This window comes from Rheinheimera tilapiae (genome assembly GCF_042432165.1).
Classification (GTDB): Bacteria; Pseudomonadota; Gammaproteobacteria; order Enterobacterales; family Alteromonadaceae; genus Pararheinheimera; species Pararheinheimera tilapiae.
The window spans coordinates 1,137,766-1,159,972 of the sequence record NZ_JBHLXP010000001.1 but is presented as its reverse complement, the minus strand read 5'-3'; the positions used below and the strand labels follow the sequence as shown (position 1 = coordinate 1,159,972).

Genomic DNA, 22,207 nt, shown 5'->3' with positions numbered 1-22,207 from the left:
GCCTTTGGGCGCTACATCTTTTTTCTGGTCAGCACGCTGACCCCGGATAACACAGGATCTGAAAATGGGCTTTAAATGTGGCATCGTTGGTTTACCCAACGTCGGTAAATCGACTTTATTCAATGCTTTGACCAAAGCTGGCATCGAAGCGGCCAACTTCCCGTTTTGTACCATTGAACCGAATACCGGTGTGGTGCCTGTGCCGGATCCACGGCTGACGCAACTGGCTGACATCGTCAAACCACAACGTATCCTGCCAACAACAATGGAATTTGTTGATATCGCAGGTCTGGTCAAAGGCGCTTCGAAAGGCGAAGGTCTGGGTAACAAGTTCCTGGCCAATATCCGCGAAACCGACGCCATCGGCCACGTGGTGCGCTGTTTTGAAGATGAAAACGTGATCCACGTTGCCAATAAAGTCGACCCGGCTGACGACATCGATACCATCAATATGGAGTTGGTACTGGCAGATATGGATAGCGCAGAAAAAGCTATTTTCCGTGTCAGCAAAAAAGCCAAAGCCGGTGATAAAGACGCCAAAGCTGAAATTGAAGTACTGGAAAAAGTCAAAGCGCACTTAGAATCAGGCCTGACGCTGCGCCAGCTGGAGCTGTCGCCGGAAGAAAAAGCGCTGATTTCTTACATGAATTTCCTGACCATCAAACCAACCATGTACATCGCCAACGTGCTGGAAGATGGCTTTGAAAATAACCCACACCTCGATGTAGTGCGTGAAATTGCCGCCAAAGAAGGCGCTATTGTCGTGCCAGTGTGCGCCGCCATTGAATCAGAAATTTCTGAACTGGAAGATGACGAAAAAGCCGAATTCTTAGAATCAATGGGCTTAAATGAACCTGGTTTAAACCGGGTGATCCGCGGCGGTTATTCGTTATTGAATCTGCACACTTATTTCACTGCCGGCGTGAAAGAAGTGCGTGCCTGGACTATTCCGGTTGGCGCGACAGCGCCTCAAGCGGCTGGCGTGATCCACACCGACTTCGAACGTGGTTTTATCCGTGCTCAAGTGGTGTCTTTTGACGACTTTATCGCCTGTAACGGTGAAGCCGGGGCTAAAGAAGCCGGGAAGCTGAAAGTTGAAGGTAAAACTTACGTCTGTAAAGACGGCGACGTGATGCACTTCCTGTTTAACGTCTGATTCATTTCTTGCAAAAAAAGCCCGCAACGCGGGCTTTTTTTATGGGCACACGGCGCTGATTAACCCGCAGCCCGGTAGTTATCCACCAGCTGATAACGCCTTGCATATAACGCGAACACGGCGGCAGCCACCAGCGCAAAACCTGCAAAAAAGTACATCAAAAACGCAGTTTGACTGAGACCTGTGCTGTCGACATGCGATAACACCGACTCACTGCGGATACTATTATTGGCGAGCAGCACCCACAGGTTCCCGACAGTGACCGACAATTGCCAAAATGCCGTGATAATGCCTTTCATCGTGGCCGGCGCCTGACTATAGGCAAATTCCAGACCGGTGGCAGAGACCAGAACCTCGCCAAAGGTCAGTAAGGCATATGGCAGCATCTGCCATAAAATACTGACAATATGGCCGTTATCCAACCAAACCTGCAGGCTGCCTGCCACTATCCAGGCAAAACCGGAAAAAGCGATCCCCGCCCCCATCCGGCGTAACGCTGTGATTTTTAAGCCAGATCGTTCTAATAACGGATAAAGCACAAAGTTATTAAATGGGATCAGGATCATCACCAGTAAAGGATTCAGTGCCTGCATCATCGCCGGTTCAAACCACTCCGGCCGGCTCATCAGGTTTGCTTGCAGTACCCAGGTAGAGGCTTTTTGATCAAACAAAGACCAGAATGGCGTGACCAGAGCAAACAGCACTAATACCCGCAATACCACCCGCACACCATCTACTGCTTCGTCCGGATGTATTCCCCGCGCACGCTCAAGCTGCAAGGCGGCACCGCCCCCGCCAAAACCAATGATAAAGACTAAGGCCAGACAGAAAGCCGCGACAAAACCTAAGTTCGGTGTTTGTGACAATGAAAACAGCGCCAGCGCCACACCGGCGCAGGCCAAATATAAACCTTTATCTGCGTGACCAGCCTGTTTGCTCAGCAGCGCTGTTTTCGCCACCTGCAAAAAGCTATGTGGATTATCCGGCTCCGGCGCAACGTGCACGTAGCGGCTACGTCCAAGCCAGAAGAACAACGTAGCCAACGCCATCAGCGCGCCAGGCAAACCAAAGGCCCAGGCTGCGCCGTAATGTTTCAGCACCAGCGGCATCGATAATGACGCGAAAAACGATCCGAAATTGATGGTGAAATAAAACCAGTCAAAGGCTTTTCGGGCCAGATGTTTATTCGACTGGTCAAATTGGTCACCCATAAAGGCCGACACCAGCGGTTTAATACCGCCTGAGCCTAAGGCTATTAAAAACAAGCCGGCATAAAAGCCTTCTTTGTTGGTCTCAAAGACTGCCAGAAAAGCATGACCAATACAGTACAGAATGCTTAAGTACAAAATAGTGCGGTATTTACCGAGGAATTTATCAGCGAGGTAGCCACCAAGCAGCGGAAAAAAGTACACACCAATAACAAAGGAGTGAAAAATGTCTTTAGCTTCACCGGCGCGGAATTGCTCCGGCACCGACAACAGCAACGCCGTCATTAAAAACGGCGTCAGAATATTGCGCATGCCATAAAAACTAAAGCGTTCACAGGCTTCACTGGCAATAATGTATGGTAGTTGGCGCGGCCAGCGCGCAGTTTTATCTGTCATTGGTCATCCAAAGGCAATTTTTTGCGTATAAAGGTAGGTAGCGATACTAACGCAAAAGTGCAAAGTGCCAAACCTTATCAGCCTCAGCGGCGATGATTTGGCCAGAAATTGCTGCGAACTGCAGCAAGGCGAACATAAATTCAGCAAACGATTCAAATGCATGGATTTGTGGCAAAAAAACGGTTGACGCAAAAAACATGGATGAGCATAATACGCGCCACTTGCTTAGGACAACTAAGACGCAGTGGCTACATAGCTCAGCTGGTTAGAGCACAGCACTCATAATGCTGGGGTCGCAGGTTCGATTCCCGCTGTAGCCACCACTTTCTCTGCGTTGTTCGCCGTATATTGCGGAAATGGCGAAATTGGTAGACGCACTGGATTTAGGTTCCAGCGCCGCGAGGCGTGAGAGTTCGAGTCTCTCTTTCCGCACCAAAGCAAGTAAGAATTCTGCAGTTTCTGCAGGGGTATAGCCAAGCGGTAAGGCAGCGGGTTTTGATCCCGCCATTCTGGGGTTCGAATCCCTGTACCCCTGCCATTAATTTTAGTGGCAGTATGGTCATCAGTTCATACGTTACAGCCACATGTGCTTCTGCAGGGGTATAGCCAAGCGGTAAGGCAGCGGGTTTTGATCCCGCCATTCTGGGGTTCGAATCCCTGTACCCCTGCCATTATTTGATAACCCAGCTTCGGCTGGGTTTTCTTTTTGCGGCGATATTTGAATAAATATCAGCTATCAGTTCAAATCCGCGCAAAGCCTGCCAGTACTGCGGCCCCTGCTAACAAACTGGCGTGATAACACATCGCAAGTACTGGTCTGCCAGCTGTAAGACGAAGCCCAAACCGTTTTTCCGCCAATACATAAGCGCCCATCAAAGAGAACCAGGGTGTGAAAAACAAAGCAACATCCTGTCGTACCAGCATCGTTACTGCATCATGCAACATGCCATTGCCAACGAAGGTCAACCACAGAGCCAGTGATTGCGGCAGTCGTCGCTGTAGCGGGCGATACAGCCACAGCTGTAAATAAAAACCAAACAGCGGGTTCCAGATCTGCCAGAAACGGCCGAAGCTACTGGCGGTGAAGGCCCGATAGAGATTTTGCCGTAACTCACCACGGCTACCGACTGGTAAACCGGTCCGGCGCGCAGCATAATCACGCCAGCCAAGACTCTGCATACGATATGTCTCCCCGATTCAGCAGGGTGCAGCGTAAAACAGACAAGGCCAGCGCCCTGTCCCGCGTTTTAAATGTCTGGAAACTGGTCTCAGACCAGACCCGCCGCATATTTTCCCACATAAGTTTTCAGTGGCCCTGCTTTCGCGGCCACCTGTAACCCGAGCCGGCGTAGCTGTACCAAAGGAGTCAGTTTGCTGCTGAACACCTGATAAAACACATCCATCGCGGACATCATTAATAGATTCGCCTTACGCCTTTCACTCTCATATTGCGCCAACAACGCAGGGGCAGCCAAATCAGCACCAGCAGCGAACTGTTTAATCAGTAATGCCGCCAGGCACTGCGCGTCGGCAAACCCCAGATTAACACCCTGCCCGGCTAGTGGATTGATGGTATGCGCCGCATCACCGGCTAGCACCAGCCGGCCTTTGACATATTGATTGGCGTGGCTGCGGGTCAATGGGAAATAACCCTGTTTGAGCACGCTGAATTCACCAAGCTCTGCCGGGAAATGCTGCTGGATTTGTTGTGCGAGCTGTTGCGGCGGGAGCGCTGCAAGTTGCTGAATGCGCAGATGGTCGTCATACCACACCAGTGATGCCTCGCGGCCCGGCAGCGGCAAATAGGCCCGCGGCCCTTGTGGTGTAAACTGCTGCCAGGTCATCGGCAATGCGCTATAGCTGGTACTGACATGCACCAGCAAACAGGCCTGGCTGTATTGCCACCCTTGTGAGCCAATCCCTGCCAGTTGTTTCAGTTGCGACTGAGCACCGTCGGCGGCGATCAGCAAACGGGCTTTTATCTCGCCCTGATCGGTCTGCAGACTGGCATAATCGTTCATCTGCTGATAGCCCTGCAGTTGGACCGGGCAAAACCGTTCGACTGTATCTGGCAATTGCTGCCATAACGCTTGCTGGATATGTAAATTCTCGATGATGTGACCGAGGTGATCTTCACCCAGTTCGGCGGCAGTAAAATCCAGCGGTGCCGCATCGCCTTCAAAAGCACGTAATGTGGCATACGGAGCCAGCCGGCTGGTCATTAATTGCGGCCAGGCGCCAAGATCTTGAAGCCATTGCTCGCTGCGACGATTGATTGCACTGACCCGCAAGTCCACTTCACTGTGTTCACTGATCGTGACTGGCATTTGCCGCTCCAGTAACGCGACTTTCATACCAGCTCGCGCCGTTGCTACAGCCAAAGCCGCGCCAACCATGCCGCCACCGACAATTGCAATATCAAACACGCTGACCTGCCTTATTCATGATGACCATCAAACACTTATCCTGAGCCGGTATTTTACGCAGCTTCCGCAGCTGAAAGCTGCGATAAATCACAAAATGATAATTTTTTTCACAGCGCGAACGAAAATCCGGCGTGAACAGGTCTTGTGATCCCAGTGACTTTCATCAATCAAAGGCCCAAGTTATGACCCGTTACCAACAGATGTTGTTTTCCATTGCACTGCTGCTCAGCACTTTTTTTGCCGGTGCGGCAGAAATCGCGTTAAAACCCGAACAGATTAGGCCTCTATTAAACGGTCAGTCAGTACCTAGCGGATTACAGGTGCAAGATAGTAAAGGAGCGACTATCGATTTGTCAGCCTTGTTAAGTCAGCAAAAAACCATTCTGGTATTTTATCGTGGCGGCTGGTGCCCTTATTGCAACACGCAACTGGCGGGCCTTCGCGACATCGCACCGCAATTACAGAAACTCGGATACCGCATTCTCGCAATCAGCCCTGAATTACCGACAGCCAGCAGCAAGTCAGAACAAATGACTAAAGATGCCGCGCTGAATTATCAGCTGTTGTCTGATCCTCACCTGAATGCCCTGCAAGGTTTTGGTGTGGCGTATTACATGGATGCCGCGACAGAGAAAACCTATAAAGGTACTTATGGCATACAGCTGACGTATGACAGTACAGGTCAGGCTGTGCTGCCGGCGCCCGCCGTTTTTATTATCAGTAAAAGCGGCGAAATTCAGTTCAGTTATGTGCATATCAATTACAAAACCCGCCTGCAACCTCGGTTGTTGCTTTTGGCTGCTGAATTGGCAAATCAATAGACCTGGCGAAAACAGCATAAAATCCTAATGAATATCCGCGAATGCCGCATAGAAATTCGCGGATAATTCATCTCAGCCAAGGCGCGGAAAAATCAGCAGAATTTCATTGACCCGAGGGGAAAAATCCGGCATTTTGCGCGGCCAAACTGCATTATGTGCCAGTCCATTACTGCCCGTCAGTCTTTGCTGCGGTGACGATAAGTGGCTAAAGTAATGTGTCTATTTTGTTCTTTTGCCAGGAGATGCTTTGCATGCGTAAGGTAACTGTTGCTGCCACTCAGATGATCGGTGGCTGGAATGTAGAAGAAAATATTGCCCGCGGTGAAAAACTGGTGCGTGATGCCGCTGCAAAAGGCGCCCAAATTATCCTGCTGCAGGAACTGTTTGAACGTAACTACTTCTGCCAGAAGCAAAAACCAGAATATTTAGAATTCGCCACACCGCTTGAAAACAATCAGGCCGTCGCGCATTTCACTAAAATCGCTAAAGAACTGAATGTGGTTCTGCCAATCAGTTTCTATGAGCGCGCCGGTAACTGCCTGTATAACAGCGTTGCAGTCATTGATGCCGATGGCTCTTACCTCGGCACTTATCGCAAGAGCCACATCCCGGACGGCCCGGGTTACAGCGAAAAATACTATTTCACGCCGGGTGATTCCGGTTTTAAAGTCTGGGACACCGCCTACGCCAAAATCGGCATCGGCATCTGTTGGGATCAGTGGTTCCCGGAATGTGCCCGCACTATGGCATTGATGGGCGCAGAACTGTTGTTCTACCCAACGGCGATTGGCAGCGAACCGCATGACCCAACCATCTCTTCGCGCGACCACTGGCAACGTACCCAACAAGGTCACGCCGCCGCCAACCTGGTGCCGCTGATTGCGTCGAACCGGATCGGTACTGAATCTGAACAGGATTTCTCTATAACTTTCTATGGCAGCTCATTTATTGCCGACCAGTTTGGTGCCAAAGTGCAGGAAGCCGACGAAGTCAGCGAAGCAGTGCTGGTGCACAGTTTTGACCTCGACGAGCTGGCACACATTCGCCGCAGCTGGGGCGTTTACCGTGACCGCCGTATCGACCTGTTTGACACGCTGCTGACCAAAGACGGCAAAACAGTGCCTAAAAACAGCAACTAAGTGTACCGCGGCAACGCCGCAGGATATCAGCGACAGATAAACACTCAGGCCGGATTATTCTGGCCTGACGACTTTTCAGCAGCAGGCTGAACATTGAACAAGGAACCTGACGTGAGCGGATTTATTTCAGATCGTACCTTAACCAGCACGCCACGCGCGGACGGCTTTTATATGCCTGCCGAATGGGCCCGCCACAAACAAACCTGGCTGGTGTGGCCGGAGCGGACCGACAACTGGCGCCTTGGTGCCAAGCCTGCACAGCAGGCCTTTACCGCCGTGATCCGCGCTATTGCCCGGTTTGAGCCAGTGACAGTGATGGCGTCAGCCCGTCAGTTTGCCAATGCGCAGGCGCAATTGAGCCTGCTGGAAAGCGTGCATCCAATCCGTGTCGTTGAAGTCTCTAACAATGACGCCTGGTGCCGTGATACCGGCCCCACTTTTGTCACCAACGGCAAAGAAGTGCGTGGCATCGACTGGACCTTTAACGCCTGGGGCGGCCTCAATGGCGGCCTGTATTTCCCGTGGGATCTGGACGACCAGGTCGCGCAAAAAGTACTAAATATTGAAGGCCTGCCACGCTACCGCACTGAAGGTTTTGTGTTGGAAGGCGGCGCCATTCACACCGACGGTGAAGGCACTTTATTGACCACCGCCGAATGTTTGCTCAATCCGAATCGCAACCCGGATTTGACCAAAGCACAGATTGAACAACAACTCAGCGATTACCTCGGTATTGATAAAGTGGTTTGGCTGGAAGAAGGCATTTTTAATGACGAGACCGACGGTCATGTCGATAACATGTGCTGTTTTGTCCGCCCCGGTGAAGTGCTGCTGGCCTGGACCGATGACGAATCCGACCCGCAATACGCCCGCTCGCGCGCGGCGCTCACAGTGCTGGAAAACAGCACAGACGCCAAAGGCCGGCCTTTTATCGTGCATAAACTACCGGTACCGGGCCCGTTACTGGCCAAAGCCGAAGAATATGCCAGTGTCGACTTAACAGGTGCTGCCGTACCGCGCGAAGCCGAAGCCCGTCTGGCTGGCTCTTATATCAACTTCTATCTGTGTAACGGCGGTTTGATCCTGCCAACCTTTGACGATCCGATGGATAACGTTGCCGCAGATATCCTCGCCAAGGTGTTTCCGCAGCATCAGGTGGTGACTGTGCCTGGCCGCGAAATTCTGTTAGGTGGCGGTAACGTTCACTGTATTACCCAGCAACAACCGGCGTAACGACAGTTACAACGTGAAAAAGGCGCCATCAGGCGCCTTTTTGTTATCGTATGGGTGTAGGCCTGATTAGGCCGCTTTTTTCGCCGCGATATATTGGTCCACCACCCGCTCCAGGATCGCCAGCGGCATCGAGCCGTTTTGCAATACCACGTCATGGAAATCGGTCAGCTTAAATTTATCACCCAGTTCCTGCTGTGCTTTGCTGCGCAGCTCCAGCAACTTCATCATGCCGACTTTATAAGCACAGGCCTGCCCCGGCATTACGATATAACGCTCAATCTCAGACTCAACATCAGATTTCGCCATACCGGCATTACCGGACATATACGCGATTGCTTGTTCGCGGCTCCAGCGTTTGTGATGGATACCGGTGTCTACTACCAAGCGGATCGCGCGAAACAACTCGGCCTGCAGCCGGCCTAAATCGCCAAAGGGGTCATCTTTGTACAAACCGAGTTCTGCCATCAGCCGTTCGGTGTACAGCGCCCAGCCTTCGGCATAGACGGTAAATGGCAGAATATTGCGGAACGTCGGTAAGCCTTTCAGTTCCTGCTGGATCGCAATCTGGAAATGATGGCCGGGAATGCCTTCATGCACAGCCAGCGTTTTCATACCAAATTTAGGCGTCGCACGGATATCATATAGATTGGCATAAAACAGCCCCGGCCGTGAACCGTCCATTGCTGGTGCATAATAATAGGCACCTGGTGAGGTTTTTTCGGAAAACTCAGGTACGCGTTTTACTTCTAAAGCAGCTTTAGGCCTGATATTAAAAGCTGGCGCCAAAAGCTGCTCATTTGCCTCTAGCAGTGATTTATAGTCAGCTAGGATCTGGGCGCGCCCCTCGTCTGAATCCGGATATTGAAAACGTTTGTCATCGCCAAGTGCAGTCATCATTTGTGCAACATTGTCGCCACTGATGCCTTGCGCATGCAAAATTGTCAGCATTTCCTGCTGGATCCTGGCCACTTCTGACAGTCCCATCTGATGGATTTGTTCAGGTGTCATATCTGTCGTGGTATGTTGTTTCAGAATATAGGCATAGTACTGATCACCGTCCGGCAGCTTCCAGACACCATCATCCTGTGTTGCTGAGGCCACAGTATCGGCCCAAAAATCTGTCAGTTTCTGATAACCCGGTAATACCGATTTTTCCATTGCGGTTTTGGCATCAGCAGCGATCTTTTGCCGTTCTGCATCGGTAAGTTCCGGCATTTTCGCCATCGCATCGACCAGATGCTTATACATCATATTTTGTTTGGCACCGCCCGCAGTGAAACCTTTTACCTCCGCCAGCACTTTTTCCAGCACAAAACGGGGCGGCACAATGCCTTTGCCAGCCCGAATATTCAAATCTTCAATCACCTGGCTGAAAACCCGGTCAAACTGGTTGAGACGACTGACATATTGTTCGGCGTCTGTTTTATCTTTCAGTCTGTGCGTGGTGGTCATAAATCGCGGCAACACATTCTGCACACCAAATAACTGATTGACCGGGTACTCGTGGTAACGCCACTTTTCACCCTCGGCCTGGTGCGCCATAAACCATTCCAGCATGTCATAGTTGAGTTTTTCACTGTCAGACATCCCGTCTCGGTCATAACTGCGCAGCGTCGCTAAATCTTGCTTCATTTTGGCATATTGCTTGTCACCGGCCGCTTGCGAGCGGTCATCTAATTCAGCATTGTGAGCACGTAAACCAAAACTTTCTAACAATCCAAGCTGGCTTAATAATTCAGGGCTATTAAAGCCAAACTCGAGAAAAACCCGTTCGTAAAACACTCTGGCTGACAGCGGCTTAAACCAAACCGCATTCACGACAAACGCTGTCACAACGAGCACTGCCAACAGCAATAAACGCCCCAACCACTTCCACATATCAACTTTCCTTTTTTTAGTTATAAATTAGTTATCCAGATACTTTTTTGTTACATCTTTACCATACCTGCAACTGCTGAAAAAAAACACAGCCAAACAGGTCGGATTAGCAGGTTTTTTTCGTAGTGAATTTCGATTAAACTACGCGCCCATTGCAAAAGGTCCGCCCGGGAAGGCAGAGCTGCTCATTTTAAGTGGTAGGAGTACTCAGTATGGCCAAAGCCTGTGCATGTCATATCCTGGTCAAGACCCAGGAAGAAGCGGAACAACTGAAAAAACAACTGGCCAAAGGCGCCAATTTTCAGGATCTTGCGAAGAAACATTCATTATGTCCTTCCGGAAAAAAAGGCGGTGATCTCGGTGAGTTCAGACCGGGTCAGATGGTCAAAGCCTTTGACGAAGTAGTATTCAAAAAGCCAGTATTGGAAGTGCACGGCCCGGTGAAAACCCAGTTTGGCTTCCACCTGATTAAAACCTTATATCGCGCTTAACGCGCAGACAAAGCGAGTGCTGCATGCAGATTATTCAGTGTCAGTTTGAGTCGGAAGCGGCGCAGATCCTCGAGATCTTCAACCACGCCATTTTGCACACCACGGCACTGTATGAATACAAACCCCGCACCATGGCAACCATGCAGCAGTGGTTTGCTAATAAAAGCGCCGGCAACTTCCCCGTCATCGGCATTAAAGCCGACGACGGCACGCTGCTGGCTTTTGGCAGTTATGGCACTTTCCGTGCTTTTCCGGCATTTAAATACTCGGTGGAGCATTCGGTGTATGTGCATTCGGAGCATCAGGGCAAAGGCCTCGGCCAGCAGATGCTGCAACTGCTGATTGAAGCGGCCCAAACTCAGGGTTATCACTTATTGATTGGTGGTATTGATGCCGAAAACAGCGGCAGTATCGCGCTGCATCAGAAGCTTGGCTTTGTCCACAGTGGCACTATTACTCAAGCAGGATTTAAATTCGGTCGTTGGCTGGACCTGGCGTTTTATCAGCTGACGCTGGCTACGCCGCTGCAGCCACATGATGATTGAGAATATCAATATCAAAATGCCCGCTTAACGCGGGCGTTTTTTTCCAGTCAATTCAGCACGTAAACGCGATTTTTCCTGCGACAGCTTGCGGTTATTGGACAGTTTTTTCTTCAGCTGGATCTCTTCCTGCTCATCGGCGGATTTGTGCGTGCCTTTGCTGGAATGATTAAACCGCGGGTCGTGTTCGTAACCGGGAAATACCTGTTGCGCGATCACCTGCTTGGTCAACACCTCAATCTCTTTGAGCATCGGTAAATCGTCCGGAGTCACCAGCGTCACGGCAAGACCGATATTACCGGCCCGCCCCGTCCGCCCGATACGATGCACATAGTCTTCGGCCTGATGCGGTAAATCAAAATTGACCACTATCGGCAGCTCTTCAATATCAAGACCACGCGCAGCGATATCAGTCGCGACCAGCACCCGGACTTTGCCTTCTTTAAAATCCTGCAACACTTTGCTGCGATGGCCCTGGCTTTTATCGCCATGGATCGCCTGCGCGTCGATACCATCCAGCTGCAACTGCTTGCTCAAGCGGTCTGCGCCAAACTTAGTGCGACTGAAGATCAGTACCTGTTGCCAGTTCTTTTTGCCGATCACTTCGGAAATTAATTCGCGTTTACGCTGTGAATCCACCCGATACGCCAGCTGCTCGACCCCTGCAGCAGTGGAGTTGGCTTTAGCCACTTCAACCAGCACCGGGTTATTCAGCAACGAATCCGCCAGCGTTTTAATTTCCGGTGAGAAAGTAGCAGAGAAAAACAGTGTCTGACGCTCGGCCGGCAGTTTCGCCATTATGCGGCGAATATCGTGGATAAAGCCCATATCGAGCATGCGATCCGCTTCATCCAGTACCAGCACTTCCAGCTGATACAGGCTGATACTTTGCTGATGTAGATGGTCGAGCAGTCGTCCGGGCGTTGCGATTAGAATGTCGAGACCAGCAGCCGCCTGCTCCAGTTGCGGATTGACGGATACCCCGCCATAGAACACCGCGGTTTTCAGTTGCAAATGTCGCGCATAGGCCGCGACGTTATCAGCCACTTGCTGCGCCAGTTCGCGTGTCGGTGTTAAGATCAGACAACGTACCTGTTTTGCTACGAGTTCCGTGGTGCTGGTACTGAGCTTTTGTAAAATAGGTAAAGTAAAAGCGGCGGTTTTACCGGTGCCGGTCTGGGCGCCGCCTAACACGTCTTTACCTTGTAAAATCAATGGGATGGTTTGTTGCTGAATCGGCGTCGGCGTTTGATAGCCTTGCTCGGCGATGGCCGCTAAAATAGACGGCGCTAGGGCCAAATCGGTAAATTGCATAACACCTCAACGAACAACCAGAATGCAGGAGCACAATTGCAGAGCGCGATTATAGCAGAAACAGACCCGCTGCCGAAAACTCAGTGGCAGCTCTATGTGCTACGCACTGCGGCTGGCAATCTCTATACCGGAATTTCGACTGATCCGCAGCGCCGGCTGCGTCAGCATCAAGGTGAACTGACCGGTGGCTCCCGCGCTTTACGCGGTAAAGGCCCGCTGCAGTTGGTCTGGCTTTTTCCGGCCCACAACCGCAGTCACGCCAGCATGCTGGAGTATCAGCTGAAGCAACTGAAAAAGACCGATAAAGAACGACTGATCAGCGGCAGCTGGCAACCTGAATGGCTGCAACATACACCAGAACCTGAGGCAGCAGTAACCGCAACGACAATTACTTCCACCGAAGTCGCATAGGCAAGACAGAGTAAAACCGGTAATCTGCCTGCAAAGCTCGTTGTCGTCTTACCTGAGATTTGTTGCACCTTGGACAATTTTATCCTGATCCTGATTTACCTGAGCCTTGGCTTTGCCATGCGCCGGGTGCCAAAATTCCCGACTGAAACACCAGTCGTGTTGAATACTTTTGTCATGTATGTCGCGTTGCCGGCGCTGGTGCTGCAGAAAATCCCGTCATTACATTTTTCCTGGGATTTATTGATCCCGGCGTTAGTGCCGTGGATTTTGTTATTGCTGGTCAGTGCGCTGATCTTAGTGCTTGGGCGTCTGCTGCACTGGTCACGCGATATCATTGTCGCGTTGCTGATTGTGCTGCCGCTTGGCAATACCTCGTTCCTGGGCTTCCCGATGATTGAAGCGTTGTTTGGTGGCGACTGGCTGCCTTATGCAATGATTTATGACCAAATCGGCTCATTTGTCGCGCTGGCGACCTGGTCAACAATATTGGCTGCGCTCTATGGCACCGCACAGATTGGCCCGGACGGCAGCAGTCAGCCGGCGCAGAAAGTGACACCTGCAGCCATGGCAATGCGCATTCTGACCTTCCCGCCTTTCCTGGCGTTGCTGACTGGTTTATTAATGAAGTCCTGGACTTATCCGCCACTGCTACAGACGACGCTGGATAACCTGGCGGGCACCCTGGTGCCGCTGATTATGTTTGCCGTAGGCTTCCAACTGAAGTTTTCTGTAGCCGGTGAGCGCTTGTCCCCACTGCTGAGCGGTCTTGGCATTAAACTGCTATTGATGCCACTGCTTGTATTGGCAGGCGCGATGCTGCTGGGGTTGTCAGGCAAAGCAGTGCAAGTCTCAGTGTTTGAAGCGGCGATGCCCCCGATGATCTCTGCCGGCGCCATTGCGATGATGGCAGGTTTAGCACCGCGGCTGGTCGCAGCACTCGTTGGCTTTGGCTTGTTACTGAGTTTTATCACGCTGCCGTTATGGGCCTGGCTACTGCACCAGCTTTAACTCTGGTGCATCGACTGGTTTTTCAGTGCTTAATCTTTGCTGCGCAATAGCGCTAAATCAGCATTGTCTAGCAGCAGCAATGCGGACAGGATGGTCTCGCTGACTTTGTGATAAAAATCGAGATCAGCGCGCTCAAAGGTATCTGTCGGCTGATGATAATCGGGATGATCCGGCACACCGAAATAGACAAAAGGCACGCCTTGACGGGCAAACACCGCGTGGTCACTGGCGCTACTCCAATCCTGCGTCTGCCCTACCAGCGAAGCAGGCCGGTCGTGACCGAATTTGACCGCAACCAGACTGTCCTGTTGCAGCGGCTGCAATAGCGGCAGTAACGCCGGATGCTGATAAGTGCCGACGGCAAACAACCGGGCCTTGCTATCACGGCTTAACATCTCCAGATTCACATTGAGCGCCAGCTGCTGAGGTATTAACAGCTTGCCGTCAAATAATTGCTGGCTGCCACGCATGCCCTGCTCTTCATGGTCTACGGCCGCGAATATCAAGGTATGACGCGGCGGATGCGCCTGAAAATACGTCGCCAGCGCCAGCAAGGCAGCTACGCCTGAGGCGTTGTCATCTGACCCCGGATACATCCGGCCTTTATGGACGCCTAAATGATCATAGTGCGCCGTGATAACGATCGCAGGTAACTGTGCATCCACGCCTTGGATTTTTCCGACGAAATTCACACCAGCGCCGTTACTATCCGTCTGATAGGCTTGCCGGAATCCTTCGCTGCCAGCAGGGACTAAGCCCGATTCGCTGAAACGACGCTGCAGAAAGTCCCGCGCCAGGTCACTACCCGGTTGACCGGGCCGACGCCCCGCCATCTCCGTTGAAGCCAGAGTACTGAAGTCAGCCGTTTGTTGTAACTGGTCAAGCCTTGGCTGATAATCGCTGCGGCTGACATCCGGCTGTGCATCAATTCGCGCTTGCTCTGCGGTGGCCAGCTGCTGCTGACTCACCTGATAAAATGGCCAAATCGCTGCGACCAGCACCAAGCCAATAGCGCCGGTGGTCAGCAGCAAGCGGCTACTCCGTCGTATCCATAAAGACATCATCTGACTCCTGTGCATTTAATAGTCATCACTGGCTGATTAGCGGCGCTATTGATGATCAACAAGGGTCATGATCAAAAATGGGCATGACCCAAAATCGCCGAGATCAAAAATGGCGGCCATGCCGCCATTTTTACTCTGACTACAGAGATAGGTGCTGATTAATAATCGCGCGCCAGCTGCAACAATTTCGGTAAAAACTCTTTGTCCATTTTCGCCAGCTCCACTTGCTCATCCAGCACATCATGCAGGATTTGGTCAGTGGTTAATGGATTCGCCAGCACAATACGAAATACCACAGTATCCTGCCGGTGGTAACGCGCCGGTGTCAACCGCGTGCGCGAAACAAAGGATTTGCCCTCTTCACGCTGCCGCTTCTGGATAAACTTGGTCAAGCCGCTCAGCAAATCATTAAATTTCTTTAAACGCTCAAGGTCACCGGCAGCTTTGGCTTTTTGCATCGCCTGCTGCACTGATGCCGGAACATAGCGATAGGTCAGTAAACAGAGCTCAGGCGCGGTCACTAACTCAAAATCTGCATGTAAATCAATCAGACCGGCAAAGTAACGTGCTTTTTCCAGACTACGGTTAATCAGAATTTCATAGCCTTTGCGACCAATCACCTGCAAACAGGCATGCACCAGCATGGCCATACCAGGACGCGAGCCTTCTAAAGTCTGACTGCCTAAATCTTTTGAGCCTTTACGCAGAATATATTCAGCGTGATGTTCAATGGCATGGGCACTGGACGGATGTTTAAACACCACCATGCCGGCGCCCATCGGCACATACATTTGTTTATGCGCATCAATAGTGACTGAATCCGCCAGCTCAATACCTTTGAGCAGATAGCGGTAACTCTCGGATAATAAGGTGGCACCGCCCCAGGCCGCGTCGACATGAAAATGACACTGCAGTTCAGTGGCCAGTGCCGCAAGATCGGCCAGCGGGTCGACATTACCGGTTTCAGTGGTGCCAGCGACACCGACAATCGCCATCACGCGAATATGCCGAGCCTGCAGTTCCAGCGCTTTTTCACGCATCTTGGCGACGTCGACTTTGTTGTCAGCGTCGGTAGGAATGGGGATCAGCATGTCGCGGCCGATGCCGAGGATGTCCGCTGCTTTTTTCAATGAATAATGGCCGCGTTCTGATACCAGGATCGCCAGATCGTCGTAACCATAATGCCGCATGGCGCGGAACAAGCCTTCTTTGGCCACGCCTTTAAAATCACCGTCTGGCTTCAGCAGGCGGTTACGCGCGATCCAAAGGGCTGTCATGTTCGCGACAGTGCCGCCGGAGCAAAATGCGCCTAATGAATGGTTGGCGCTATGCTGCCATTTTTTGTAAAACCCTTCGCTTTCGCCATAGACCAGATGGTGCATCATGCCGAGCACTTGGCGTTCAAGTGGCGTAAAAGCCTTGGAGGTTTCGATTTTGACCAGATTCTGGTTCAGCCCCACCATCATTTTTGACAGCGGTAACACGAAATACGGCAAGGCCGACGTCATGTGACCAATGAAACTGGGCGCTGCCGTGTGCACTGAGTGCGCGACCAGCTTTTCCATAATATTTTCGGCGTAATCCGACACAAAACTAGGTTCTGCCGGGATCTGGTAGGCCTGGAAATCACGCTCGATTTGCCACAGCGGTTTTTCCACCGCCACAATGCTCTCGCGCAGGAACCCCGCCAGATTCTGCGAAATATTCTGCTCGATAATACTCAGCGTCGAGTCCGGTGCTTCAGGGACGGTAAAGATCCGCCACAGAGCCTCTTCGGACGCTGTTGCCAGTCGTTTGTTATCTGTCATTTATCCTCGCCGTGGTAAGCTCAGACTCTGCGGTCTGTTGGCGCTGTTATGCGCATGGGCTCTGATCTGGCCCAAAGGAAGCAATGTACTAAAACACATTACAAATGTCTTTAAAAAATATCCTGACTGGTCCGTGCAGTAGAAATAGCGCAGCGCAATCAGCAGAGGCTGACCGCACTGCACCCGCTTATCACTAACTACGCAGCCCTGTACCACGGCGGATCAGATACATCGCCACGGCAAACAACACGACAATCAAACCAATCAGTACTGAATAGGCCAGTGCCAGACTGACATCAGAATGCCCCAAAAAGCCGTAGCGAAACGCATTGACCATGTAGACAATCGGATTCAATGTCGACACCCCCTGCCAAAACTCCGGCAGCAGACTCAGCGAGTAGAATACGCCGCCTAAATAAGTCAAAGGGGTCAGTACAAAGGTTGGCACTATGCTGATGTCGTCGAAGGTTTTGGCGTACACAGCGTTAATCAAACCGCCGAGCGAAAACACCGCCGAAGTGAGTAACACAGTACTGACAATCACCCACAGATGATGAATGCGGATATCAACAAAAAACAAACTGAGGATGGTGACAATCAGGCCAACCAGCACACCACGTGCGACGCCACCACCAACAAAGCCGAGCACAATGATGTAGTTGGGCACCGGCGCGACCAGCAGCTCCTCGACATTACGCTGAAACTTCGCACTGAAGAAGCTCGATGCCACGTTGGCATACGAGTTGGTGATCACCGACATCATGATAAGGCCTGGCACAATAAATTCCATGTAGCTAAAACCATGGATTTGACCAATCTGGCTACCGATTAAATTGCCGAAAATGACAAAATACAAGGTCATCGTAATGGCTGGCGGCACCAGCGTCTGCACCCAAATCCGCAGGAATCTGTTGGTTTCTTTATTCAGAATACTTTGCAGTGCAATCAGATATCTTGGTCTAAACATCAGTGTTTCCCCTCACCTATCAGACTGACAAACAGCTCTTCCAGCCGATTGGCTTTGTTTCGCATCGACAACACTGTGATGTCCTGTTGGGCTAAAGCACTGAACACTGCATTCAGGCCCTGATTTTTCTCAACATCCACTTCAAAACTTTGTTCATCCAGTTTGCGGGTAACAAAGCCAGGGAGTGTCAACTCGGCGCGGCCGGCTTTTAAATCCAGCACAAAAGTTTCTTTGTTCAGTTTGCTCAGTAAGGCTTTCATCGAGGTGTTTTCGACGATGCGGCCTTTGTCGATGATGGCGATATTACGACAGAGCATTTCCGCTTCTTCCAGATAATGCGTGGTCAAAATAATCGTCACGCCTTGCGCGTTTATCTCTTTGAGGAATTCCCACATCGAACGGCGCAGTTCGATGTCAACGCCCGCCGTCGGCTCATCCAGGATTAACAGCTTAGGCTCGTGCATCAAAGCGCGAGCGATCATCAGACGACGTTTCATGCCACCGGACAGTTCACGCGACCGCGCATGACGTTTTTCCCACAAGCCGAGTTGCCCGAGGTATTTTTCGGCCCGGACCAACGCGACACTTTTCGGCACGCCATAATAACCCGCCTGATTCACCACAATCTGCAGCACTGTTTCAAACTGGTTAAAGTTAAACTCCTGCGGAACTAAACCTAGCTGGCTCTTGGCATCTTCAAGATGAGTATCTGTATCAAAATCAAAAACCCTCACCGAACCGGATGTCTTATTGACCAGCGCACTGATGATACCGATGGTGGTACTTTTACCGGCGCCGTTGGGCCCGAGCAGTGCAAAAAAATCGCCTTGTTGCACGTCAAGGTCAATGCCATTTAGCGCTTTGGTGCCGCTTTTATAGGATTTGTGTAAAGCGCGGATCGATAAAGCCAGCGTCACAGCTTACTCCTCTTAATCGCCAGGCGATTTTTGTTGTGATTGAATAACCCTATTTCGGATTAATCCTTGGTGGTCTGTGGCTGATAGCCCCAACGCGGCATCAGCTGCTGCGGCAGTCCCAAATGGTCCAGCAATCTGGCCACAATAAAATCAATCAGATCTTCGATGGTCTTGGGCTGGTGATAGAAACCAGGTGCGGCCGGCATGATAGTGGCGCCTAACCGCGCTAAAGCCAGCAGATTTTCCAGGTGCAACGCGCTTAATGGCGCTTCCCGCGGCACCAGAATCAACTGACCTTTTTCCTTCAGCACCACATCGGCTGCCCGTTCAATCAGGTTGTCGCTCATGCCGTGCGCAATCGCAGCGACTGTGCCGGTCGAACAAGGGCAAATCACCATGGTTTTAGGCGCTGCTGAGCCGGACGCGACCGGCGAAAACCAGTCATCTTTGCCATAGACAGCCAATAAATGGGGAGCACAGCCAAAGATTTCAACCAGTTGGGCCTGACAGGCTTGTGGATTGCCATTCAGTTTCAAATCGTGTTCTGTCGCAAAGACCACTTTTGCCGCACTGGAAATCAGCAAATGTACCTTTACTTCCAGGCTCAGCAGCACTTGCAGCAAGCGCCAGCCATACAAAGCACCGGACGCGCCGGTAAAAGCCAGCGTGACTTCACGCTTAGGGGAAACATTGTGTTGAACTTTGAGATCATCACTTACATGCATAAAAGTGCCTTCTTGCTGAATGCATCTGCCGGCAGCGGTCTGGATTCAGACGTCTGCAGACAGCGGCAAAAACCGGCTGGCTCAACCGCCAGCCAGCGCCTGTAATAACTTATCGTGAATGCCGCCGAAGCCCCCGTTGCTCATCACCAGAATCGAATCGCCTGGCTGCGCCGCCGCAACAATCCGCTGCACCAGGCCGGTAATATCCTGCTCAACGGTCGCTGCAATCCCACACTCATTACTGATTTGACCCGCGAGCATCCCCAGCGACCAACCGCTATTGGCTGGTTCAAACAAGAACACCTGATCAGCATGTTGCAGTGACGCCGGTAAGGCTTCTTTGTGCACGCCCATGCGCATCGTGTTTGAGCGCGGTTCCAGTACGGCCAGGATGCGTTTTTGGCCCACCCGGGCGCGTAAGCCGGCCAATGTCGTTTCAATCGCGGTTGGGTGATGGGCAAAATCGTCGTAGACGCTGATGTCGTTGACAACACCTTTGAGCTCGAGCCGGCGTTTTGGTGCAACAAACTGGTTCAGTGCTTCAATCGCGATGGCTACTGGCACGCCGGCATGTTGCGCCGCCGCCAGCGCCATCAAGCCGTTGTCGACACTATGCTGGCCACATAAAGCCCAGTTAACGGTACCTTTGACTTCGCCACGGAAACTGACCACAAAACTAGAGCCATCCGCTTGCAGCAACTTCACCTGCCAGTCGGTACCGCTTTGTTGCTGCTCGCTCCAACAGCCCATGTCGAGCACTTGCTGCACAGCCGGGACACCGGACTGCGAAAGTACTAAGCCGTTACCTGGCACCATTCGCAGCAAATGGTGGAACTGGCGCTGAATGGCCGCAAGATCCGGGAAAATATCGGCGTGATCAAATTCAAGGTTATTCAGAATTAACGTGCGTGGCCGGTAATGCACAAACTTACTACGTTTATCAAAAAACGCCGTGTCGTACTCGTCGGCTTCGATAACAAAAAACGGCGCATCACCGAGGCGAGCCGATACAGCAAAATTCTGCGGAATACCACCAATCAGAAAACCAGGTTTCATGCCAGCGAATTCTAAAATCCACGCCAGCATCGTCGTTGTCGTGGTTTTACCGTGGGTACCCGACACCGCTAAGACCCAGCGGTCTCTGAGCACGGTTTCCGCCAGCCACTGTGGTCCGGAAGTGTAGGGAATATTGCGATTGAGCACATACTCGACACAAGGGTTACCACGCGACATGGCGTTGCCGATGATCACCAAATCCGGTGCAGGCTCCAGTTGTGCCGGATCATAACCCTGCGTCAGGCTGATCCCCAGCTCCTCGAGCTGTGTGCTCATTGGTGGATACACATTAGCATCGGAACCCGTGACCTGATGACCTAAACTCTTGGCGATGGCAGCAATGCCGCCCATAAAAGTGCCGCAAATACCCAAAATATGAAGATGCATTGAATAGTCCTGCTATAGATGGCCCCGCGCCTCAATCCACGCACGGGCATTTGCCGGTATTTTGCGGCATTGTAACAAAAGCACAACCGGCTTTTTCGAAATAAAATCGGTGATAAAAATGCAATTTTTGCCCAGATTCTTTAAACTCTGGCCGGATCCGATGCTAGGTCGGCCAATAGAGCCTGCTTATTATTCCAACGAAGACCGGCATAGGGCCTTAACCCTACACTAACAGAAGGAAACACCGATGCGCCGTCTGGCTCCCGTATTGCGACAAGATGGGGTCGATACCGACCTGATTGCCCTGATTAAAACCATTCTGGCGGCCTGCAAAGAAATCTCCTTCCGTGTTGGTCAGGGTGCGCTGGCCGGTGTATTAGGCTCCACACTGGATGAAAATATTCAGGGCGAAACGCAGAAAAAACTCGACGTGCTCGCCAACGAATTGCTCAAAGACATGATTCTGGAGACCGGCGTGGTCAAAGCGATCTCCAGCGAAGAGGAAGACAACACGGTTGCAGGCAACCCGCAAGGCCGCTATCTGGTCACTTTTGACCCGCTGGATGGCTCTTCCAATACTGACATCAATAGCCTGATTGGCACCATTTTCTCCATTCTGCCGGCACAAGCCAACCTAGACGCAGCAGACCCGGCACAATTTTTACAGCCTGGCACCGCTCAGCTGGCTGCCGGTTATGTGTTGTATGGCCCGTCCACGATGCTGGCATTGACTACAGGGAAAGGCACCCGCCTCTATACACTGGATAAAACCTATGGCGGATTCCTGTTAACTCAGGAAGAAGTTGCGATCCCATCGGTCACCGCTGAATTTGCTATCAACATGTCCAATCAACGTTACTGGCAACCAGGTATGCAGGCTTATATCGGCGATTTGCTACTGGGTAAAGCTGGCCCAAGGGGCAAAAACTTTAATATGCGCTGGATCGCTGCCATGGTCGGCGATGTGCACCGCATCCTGTGCCGCGGCGGTGTCTTTATGTATCCGACCGACACCAAAGATCCAAACAAACCAGACAAATTGCGTCTGATGTATGAAGCCAATCCAATGAGCTTTCTGGTCGAACAGGCTGGCGGCGCCAGTTCTACCGGTTATCAACGCATAATGGACATCCAACCGGTGGATATTCACCAGCGCGTTGCGGTGATCCTGGGGTCGAAACACGAAGTCGACAGTTGCCTGAAGTATCATCAAGCCTGAGTAAACCGGGCGTCCGACCAAAGTCAGGACGCACAAACATA

General features: G+C 51.6%; 20 protein-coding genes and 4 tRNA genes. 13 read left to right on the top strand and 11 right to left on the bottom strand.

The window, feature by feature from the left end; translation table 11 throughout:
- Positions 1 to 64 precede the first annotated feature (64 nt).
- The gene (gene ychF, locus ACFFJP_RS04795; RefSeq protein WP_208930549.1) at positions 65 to 1,156 is read left to right on the top strand and encodes a redox-regulated ATPase YchF; all 1,092 of its coding nucleotides are present in this window, start codon (positions 65 to 67) and stop codon (positions 1,154 to 1,156) included.
- 59 nt (positions 1,157 to 1,215) lie between these two features.
- Here ychF and ACFFJP_RS04790 read toward each other — a convergent pair whose 3' ends face one another.
- A complete protein-coding gene (locus ACFFJP_RS04790; RefSeq protein WP_377241029.1) occupies positions 1,216 to 2,760 on the bottom strand; it encodes a POT-type proton-dependent oligopeptide transporter in 1,545 nt (514 codons plus the stop codon).
- Between the two features lie 246 nt (positions 2,761 to 3,006).
- On the opposite strand from ACFFJP_RS04790, the gene ACFFJP_RS04785 reads away from it, so the two are divergent.
- The 4 genes from ACFFJP_RS04785 to ACFFJP_RS04770 all read left to right on the top strand — a co-directional run bounded on the left by ACFFJP_RS04785 (position 3,007) and on the right by ACFFJP_RS04770 (position 3,431).
- Positions 3,007 to 3,083, top strand: a tRNA-Met gene (locus ACFFJP_RS04785).
- A gap of 27 nt (positions 3,084 to 3,110) precedes the next feature.
- Positions 3,111 to 3,195 (top strand) — tRNA-Leu (locus tag ACFFJP_RS04780).
- A 28-nt stretch (positions 3,196 to 3,223) separates the two neighbouring features.
- Positions 3,224 to 3,298, top strand: a tRNA-Gln gene (locus tag ACFFJP_RS04775).
- A 58-nt stretch (positions 3,299 to 3,356) separates the two neighbouring features.
- A tRNA-Gln gene (locus ACFFJP_RS04770) sits at positions 3,357 to 3,431 on the top strand.
- 70 nt (positions 3,432 to 3,501) lie between these two features.
- Here the strand turns inward: ACFFJP_RS04770 and ACFFJP_RS04765 are convergent.
- Together ACFFJP_RS04765 and ACFFJP_RS04760 are read right to left on the bottom strand one after the other, a co-directional pair.
- Complete coding sequence (locus ACFFJP_RS04765) at positions 3,502 to 3,939, bottom strand: hypothetical protein (RefSeq protein ID WP_377241027.1); 438 nt, start codon at positions 3,937 to 3,939, stop codon at positions 3,502 to 3,504.
- 89 nt (positions 3,940 to 4,028) lie between these two features.
- Entirely contained in the window at positions 4,029 to 5,186 is a 1,158-nt protein-coding gene (locus ACFFJP_RS04760; RefSeq protein WP_377241025.1) for an FAD-dependent oxidoreductase, read from the bottom strand.
- Positions 5,187 to 5,368: 182 nt separating this feature from the next.
- Here ACFFJP_RS04760 and ACFFJP_RS04755 point away from each other — a divergent pair, with 182 nt between their 5' ends.
- The 3 genes from ACFFJP_RS04755 (at position 5,369) to aguA (ending at position 8,379) form a co-directional block, all read left to right on the top strand.
- Positions 5,369 to 6,007, top strand: a complete 639-nt coding sequence (locus tag ACFFJP_RS04755; RefSeq protein WP_377241023.1) for a peroxiredoxin-like family protein — start codon at positions 5,369 to 5,371, stop codon at positions 6,005 to 6,007.
- A 251-nt stretch (positions 6,008 to 6,258) separates the two neighbouring features.
- A complete protein-coding gene (gene aguB, locus ACFFJP_RS04750) occupies positions 6,259 to 7,146 on the top strand; it encodes an N-carbamoylputrescine amidase (protein WP_377241021.1) in 888 nt (295 codons plus the stop codon).
- A gap of 111 nt (positions 7,147 to 7,257) precedes the next feature.
- Positions 7,258 to 8,379: an agmatine deiminase gene (gene aguA / locus ACFFJP_RS04745; protein WP_377241019.1), complete on the top strand. Its 1,122-nt coding sequence runs from the start codon at positions 7,258 to 7,260 to the stop codon at positions 8,377 to 8,379.
- 66 nt (positions 8,380 to 8,445) lie between these two features.
- Here the strand turns inward: aguA and ACFFJP_RS04740 are convergent, their stop codons facing one another.
- Positions 8,446 to 10,257, bottom strand: coding sequence for a DUF885 domain-containing protein (locus ACFFJP_RS04740; RefSeq protein ID WP_377241017.1), 1,812 nt, complete (start codon positions 10,255 to 10,257; stop codon positions 8,446 to 8,448).
- 212 nt (positions 10,258 to 10,469) lie between these two features.
- On the opposite strand from ACFFJP_RS04740, the gene ppiC reads away from it, so the two are divergent.
- Both ppiC and ACFFJP_RS04730 read left to right on the top strand, forming a co-directional pair.
- Complete coding sequence (gene ppiC / locus ACFFJP_RS04735) at positions 10,470 to 10,748, top strand: peptidylprolyl isomerase PpiC (RefSeq protein WP_031568523.1); 279 nt, start codon at positions 10,470 to 10,472, stop codon at positions 10,746 to 10,748.
- Positions 10,749 to 10,771: 23 nt separating this feature from the next.
- Positions 10,772 to 11,293 (top strand): GNAT family N-acetyltransferase, encoded by a 522-nt coding sequence (locus ACFFJP_RS04730; RefSeq protein WP_377241015.1) that lies wholly within the window; start codon positions 10,772 to 10,774, stop codon positions 11,291 to 11,293.
- A gap of 24 nt (positions 11,294 to 11,317) precedes the next feature.
- Here ACFFJP_RS04730 and ACFFJP_RS04725 read toward each other — a convergent pair whose 3' ends face one another.
- Positions 11,318 to 12,604 carry a DEAD/DEAH box helicase gene (locus tag ACFFJP_RS04725; protein WP_377241013.1) on the bottom strand — a complete coding sequence of 429 codons (1,287 nt, stop codon included), beginning with the start codon at positions 12,602 to 12,604 and terminating at the stop codon, positions 11,318 to 11,320.
- A 36-nt stretch (positions 12,605 to 12,640) separates the two neighbouring features.
- Here ACFFJP_RS04725 and ACFFJP_RS04720 point away from each other — a divergent pair, with 36 nt between their 5' ends.
- A complete protein-coding gene (locus ACFFJP_RS04720) occupies positions 12,641 to 13,015 on the top strand; it encodes a GIY-YIG nuclease family protein (RefSeq protein ID WP_377241011.1) in 375 nt (124 codons plus the stop codon).
- Between the two features lie 69 nt (positions 13,016 to 13,084).
- A complete protein-coding gene (locus tag ACFFJP_RS04715) occupies positions 13,085 to 14,023 on the top strand; it encodes an AEC family transporter (protein ID WP_377241009.1) in 939 nt (312 codons plus the stop codon).
- 29 nt (positions 14,024 to 14,052) lie between these two features.
- Here the strand turns inward: ACFFJP_RS04715 and ACFFJP_RS04710 are convergent, their stop codons facing one another.
- The 6 genes from ACFFJP_RS04710 to mpl form a co-directional block, all read right to left on the bottom strand.
- The gene (locus tag ACFFJP_RS04710) at positions 14,053 to 15,087 is read right to left on the bottom strand and encodes a M20/M25/M40 family metallo-hydrolase (RefSeq protein ID WP_377241007.1); all 1,035 of its coding nucleotides are present in this window, start codon (positions 15,085 to 15,087) and stop codon (positions 14,053 to 14,055) included.
- 158 nt (positions 15,088 to 15,245) lie between these two features.
- Positions 15,246 to 16,895, bottom strand: a complete 1,650-nt coding sequence (panP, locus tag ACFFJP_RS04705) for a pyridoxal-dependent aspartate 1-decarboxylase PanP (RefSeq protein WP_377241005.1) — start codon at positions 16,893 to 16,895, stop codon at positions 15,246 to 15,248.
- Between the two features lie 193 nt (positions 16,896 to 17,088).
- Positions 17,089 to 17,862 (bottom strand): ABC transporter permease, encoded by a 774-nt coding sequence (locus tag ACFFJP_RS04700; protein WP_377241003.1) that lies wholly within the window; start codon positions 17,860 to 17,862, stop codon positions 17,089 to 17,091.
- Positions 17,862 to 18,779: an ABC transporter ATP-binding protein gene (locus tag ACFFJP_RS04695; RefSeq protein ID WP_377241001.1), complete on the bottom strand. Its 918-nt coding sequence runs from the start codon at positions 18,777 to 18,779 to the stop codon at positions 17,862 to 17,864. The genes ACFFJP_RS04700 and ACFFJP_RS04695 overlap by 1 nt, the downstream gene beginning before the upstream one ends.
- Before the next feature lie 59 nt (positions 18,780 to 18,838).
- A complete protein-coding gene (locus ACFFJP_RS04690) occupies positions 18,839 to 19,504 on the bottom strand; it encodes a flavin prenyltransferase UbiX (protein WP_377240999.1) in 666 nt (221 codons plus the stop codon).
- Positions 19,505 to 19,585: 81 nt separating this feature from the next.
- Positions 19,586 to 20,947, bottom strand: coding sequence for a UDP-N-acetylmuramate:L-alanyl-gamma-D-glutamyl-meso-diaminopimelate ligase (mpl, locus tag ACFFJP_RS04685; protein ID WP_377240997.1), 1,362 nt, complete (start codon positions 20,945 to 20,947; stop codon positions 19,586 to 19,588).
- A 247-nt stretch (positions 20,948 to 21,194) separates the two neighbouring features.
- Here mpl and ACFFJP_RS04680 point away from each other — a divergent pair, with 247 nt between their 5' ends.
- On the top strand, positions 21,195 to 22,166 hold the full coding sequence (locus ACFFJP_RS04680; RefSeq protein ID WP_377240995.1) for a class 1 fructose-bisphosphatase: 972 nt from the start codon (positions 21,195 to 21,197) through the stop codon (positions 22,164 to 22,166).
- Positions 22,167 to 22,207 lie beyond the last annotated feature (41 nt).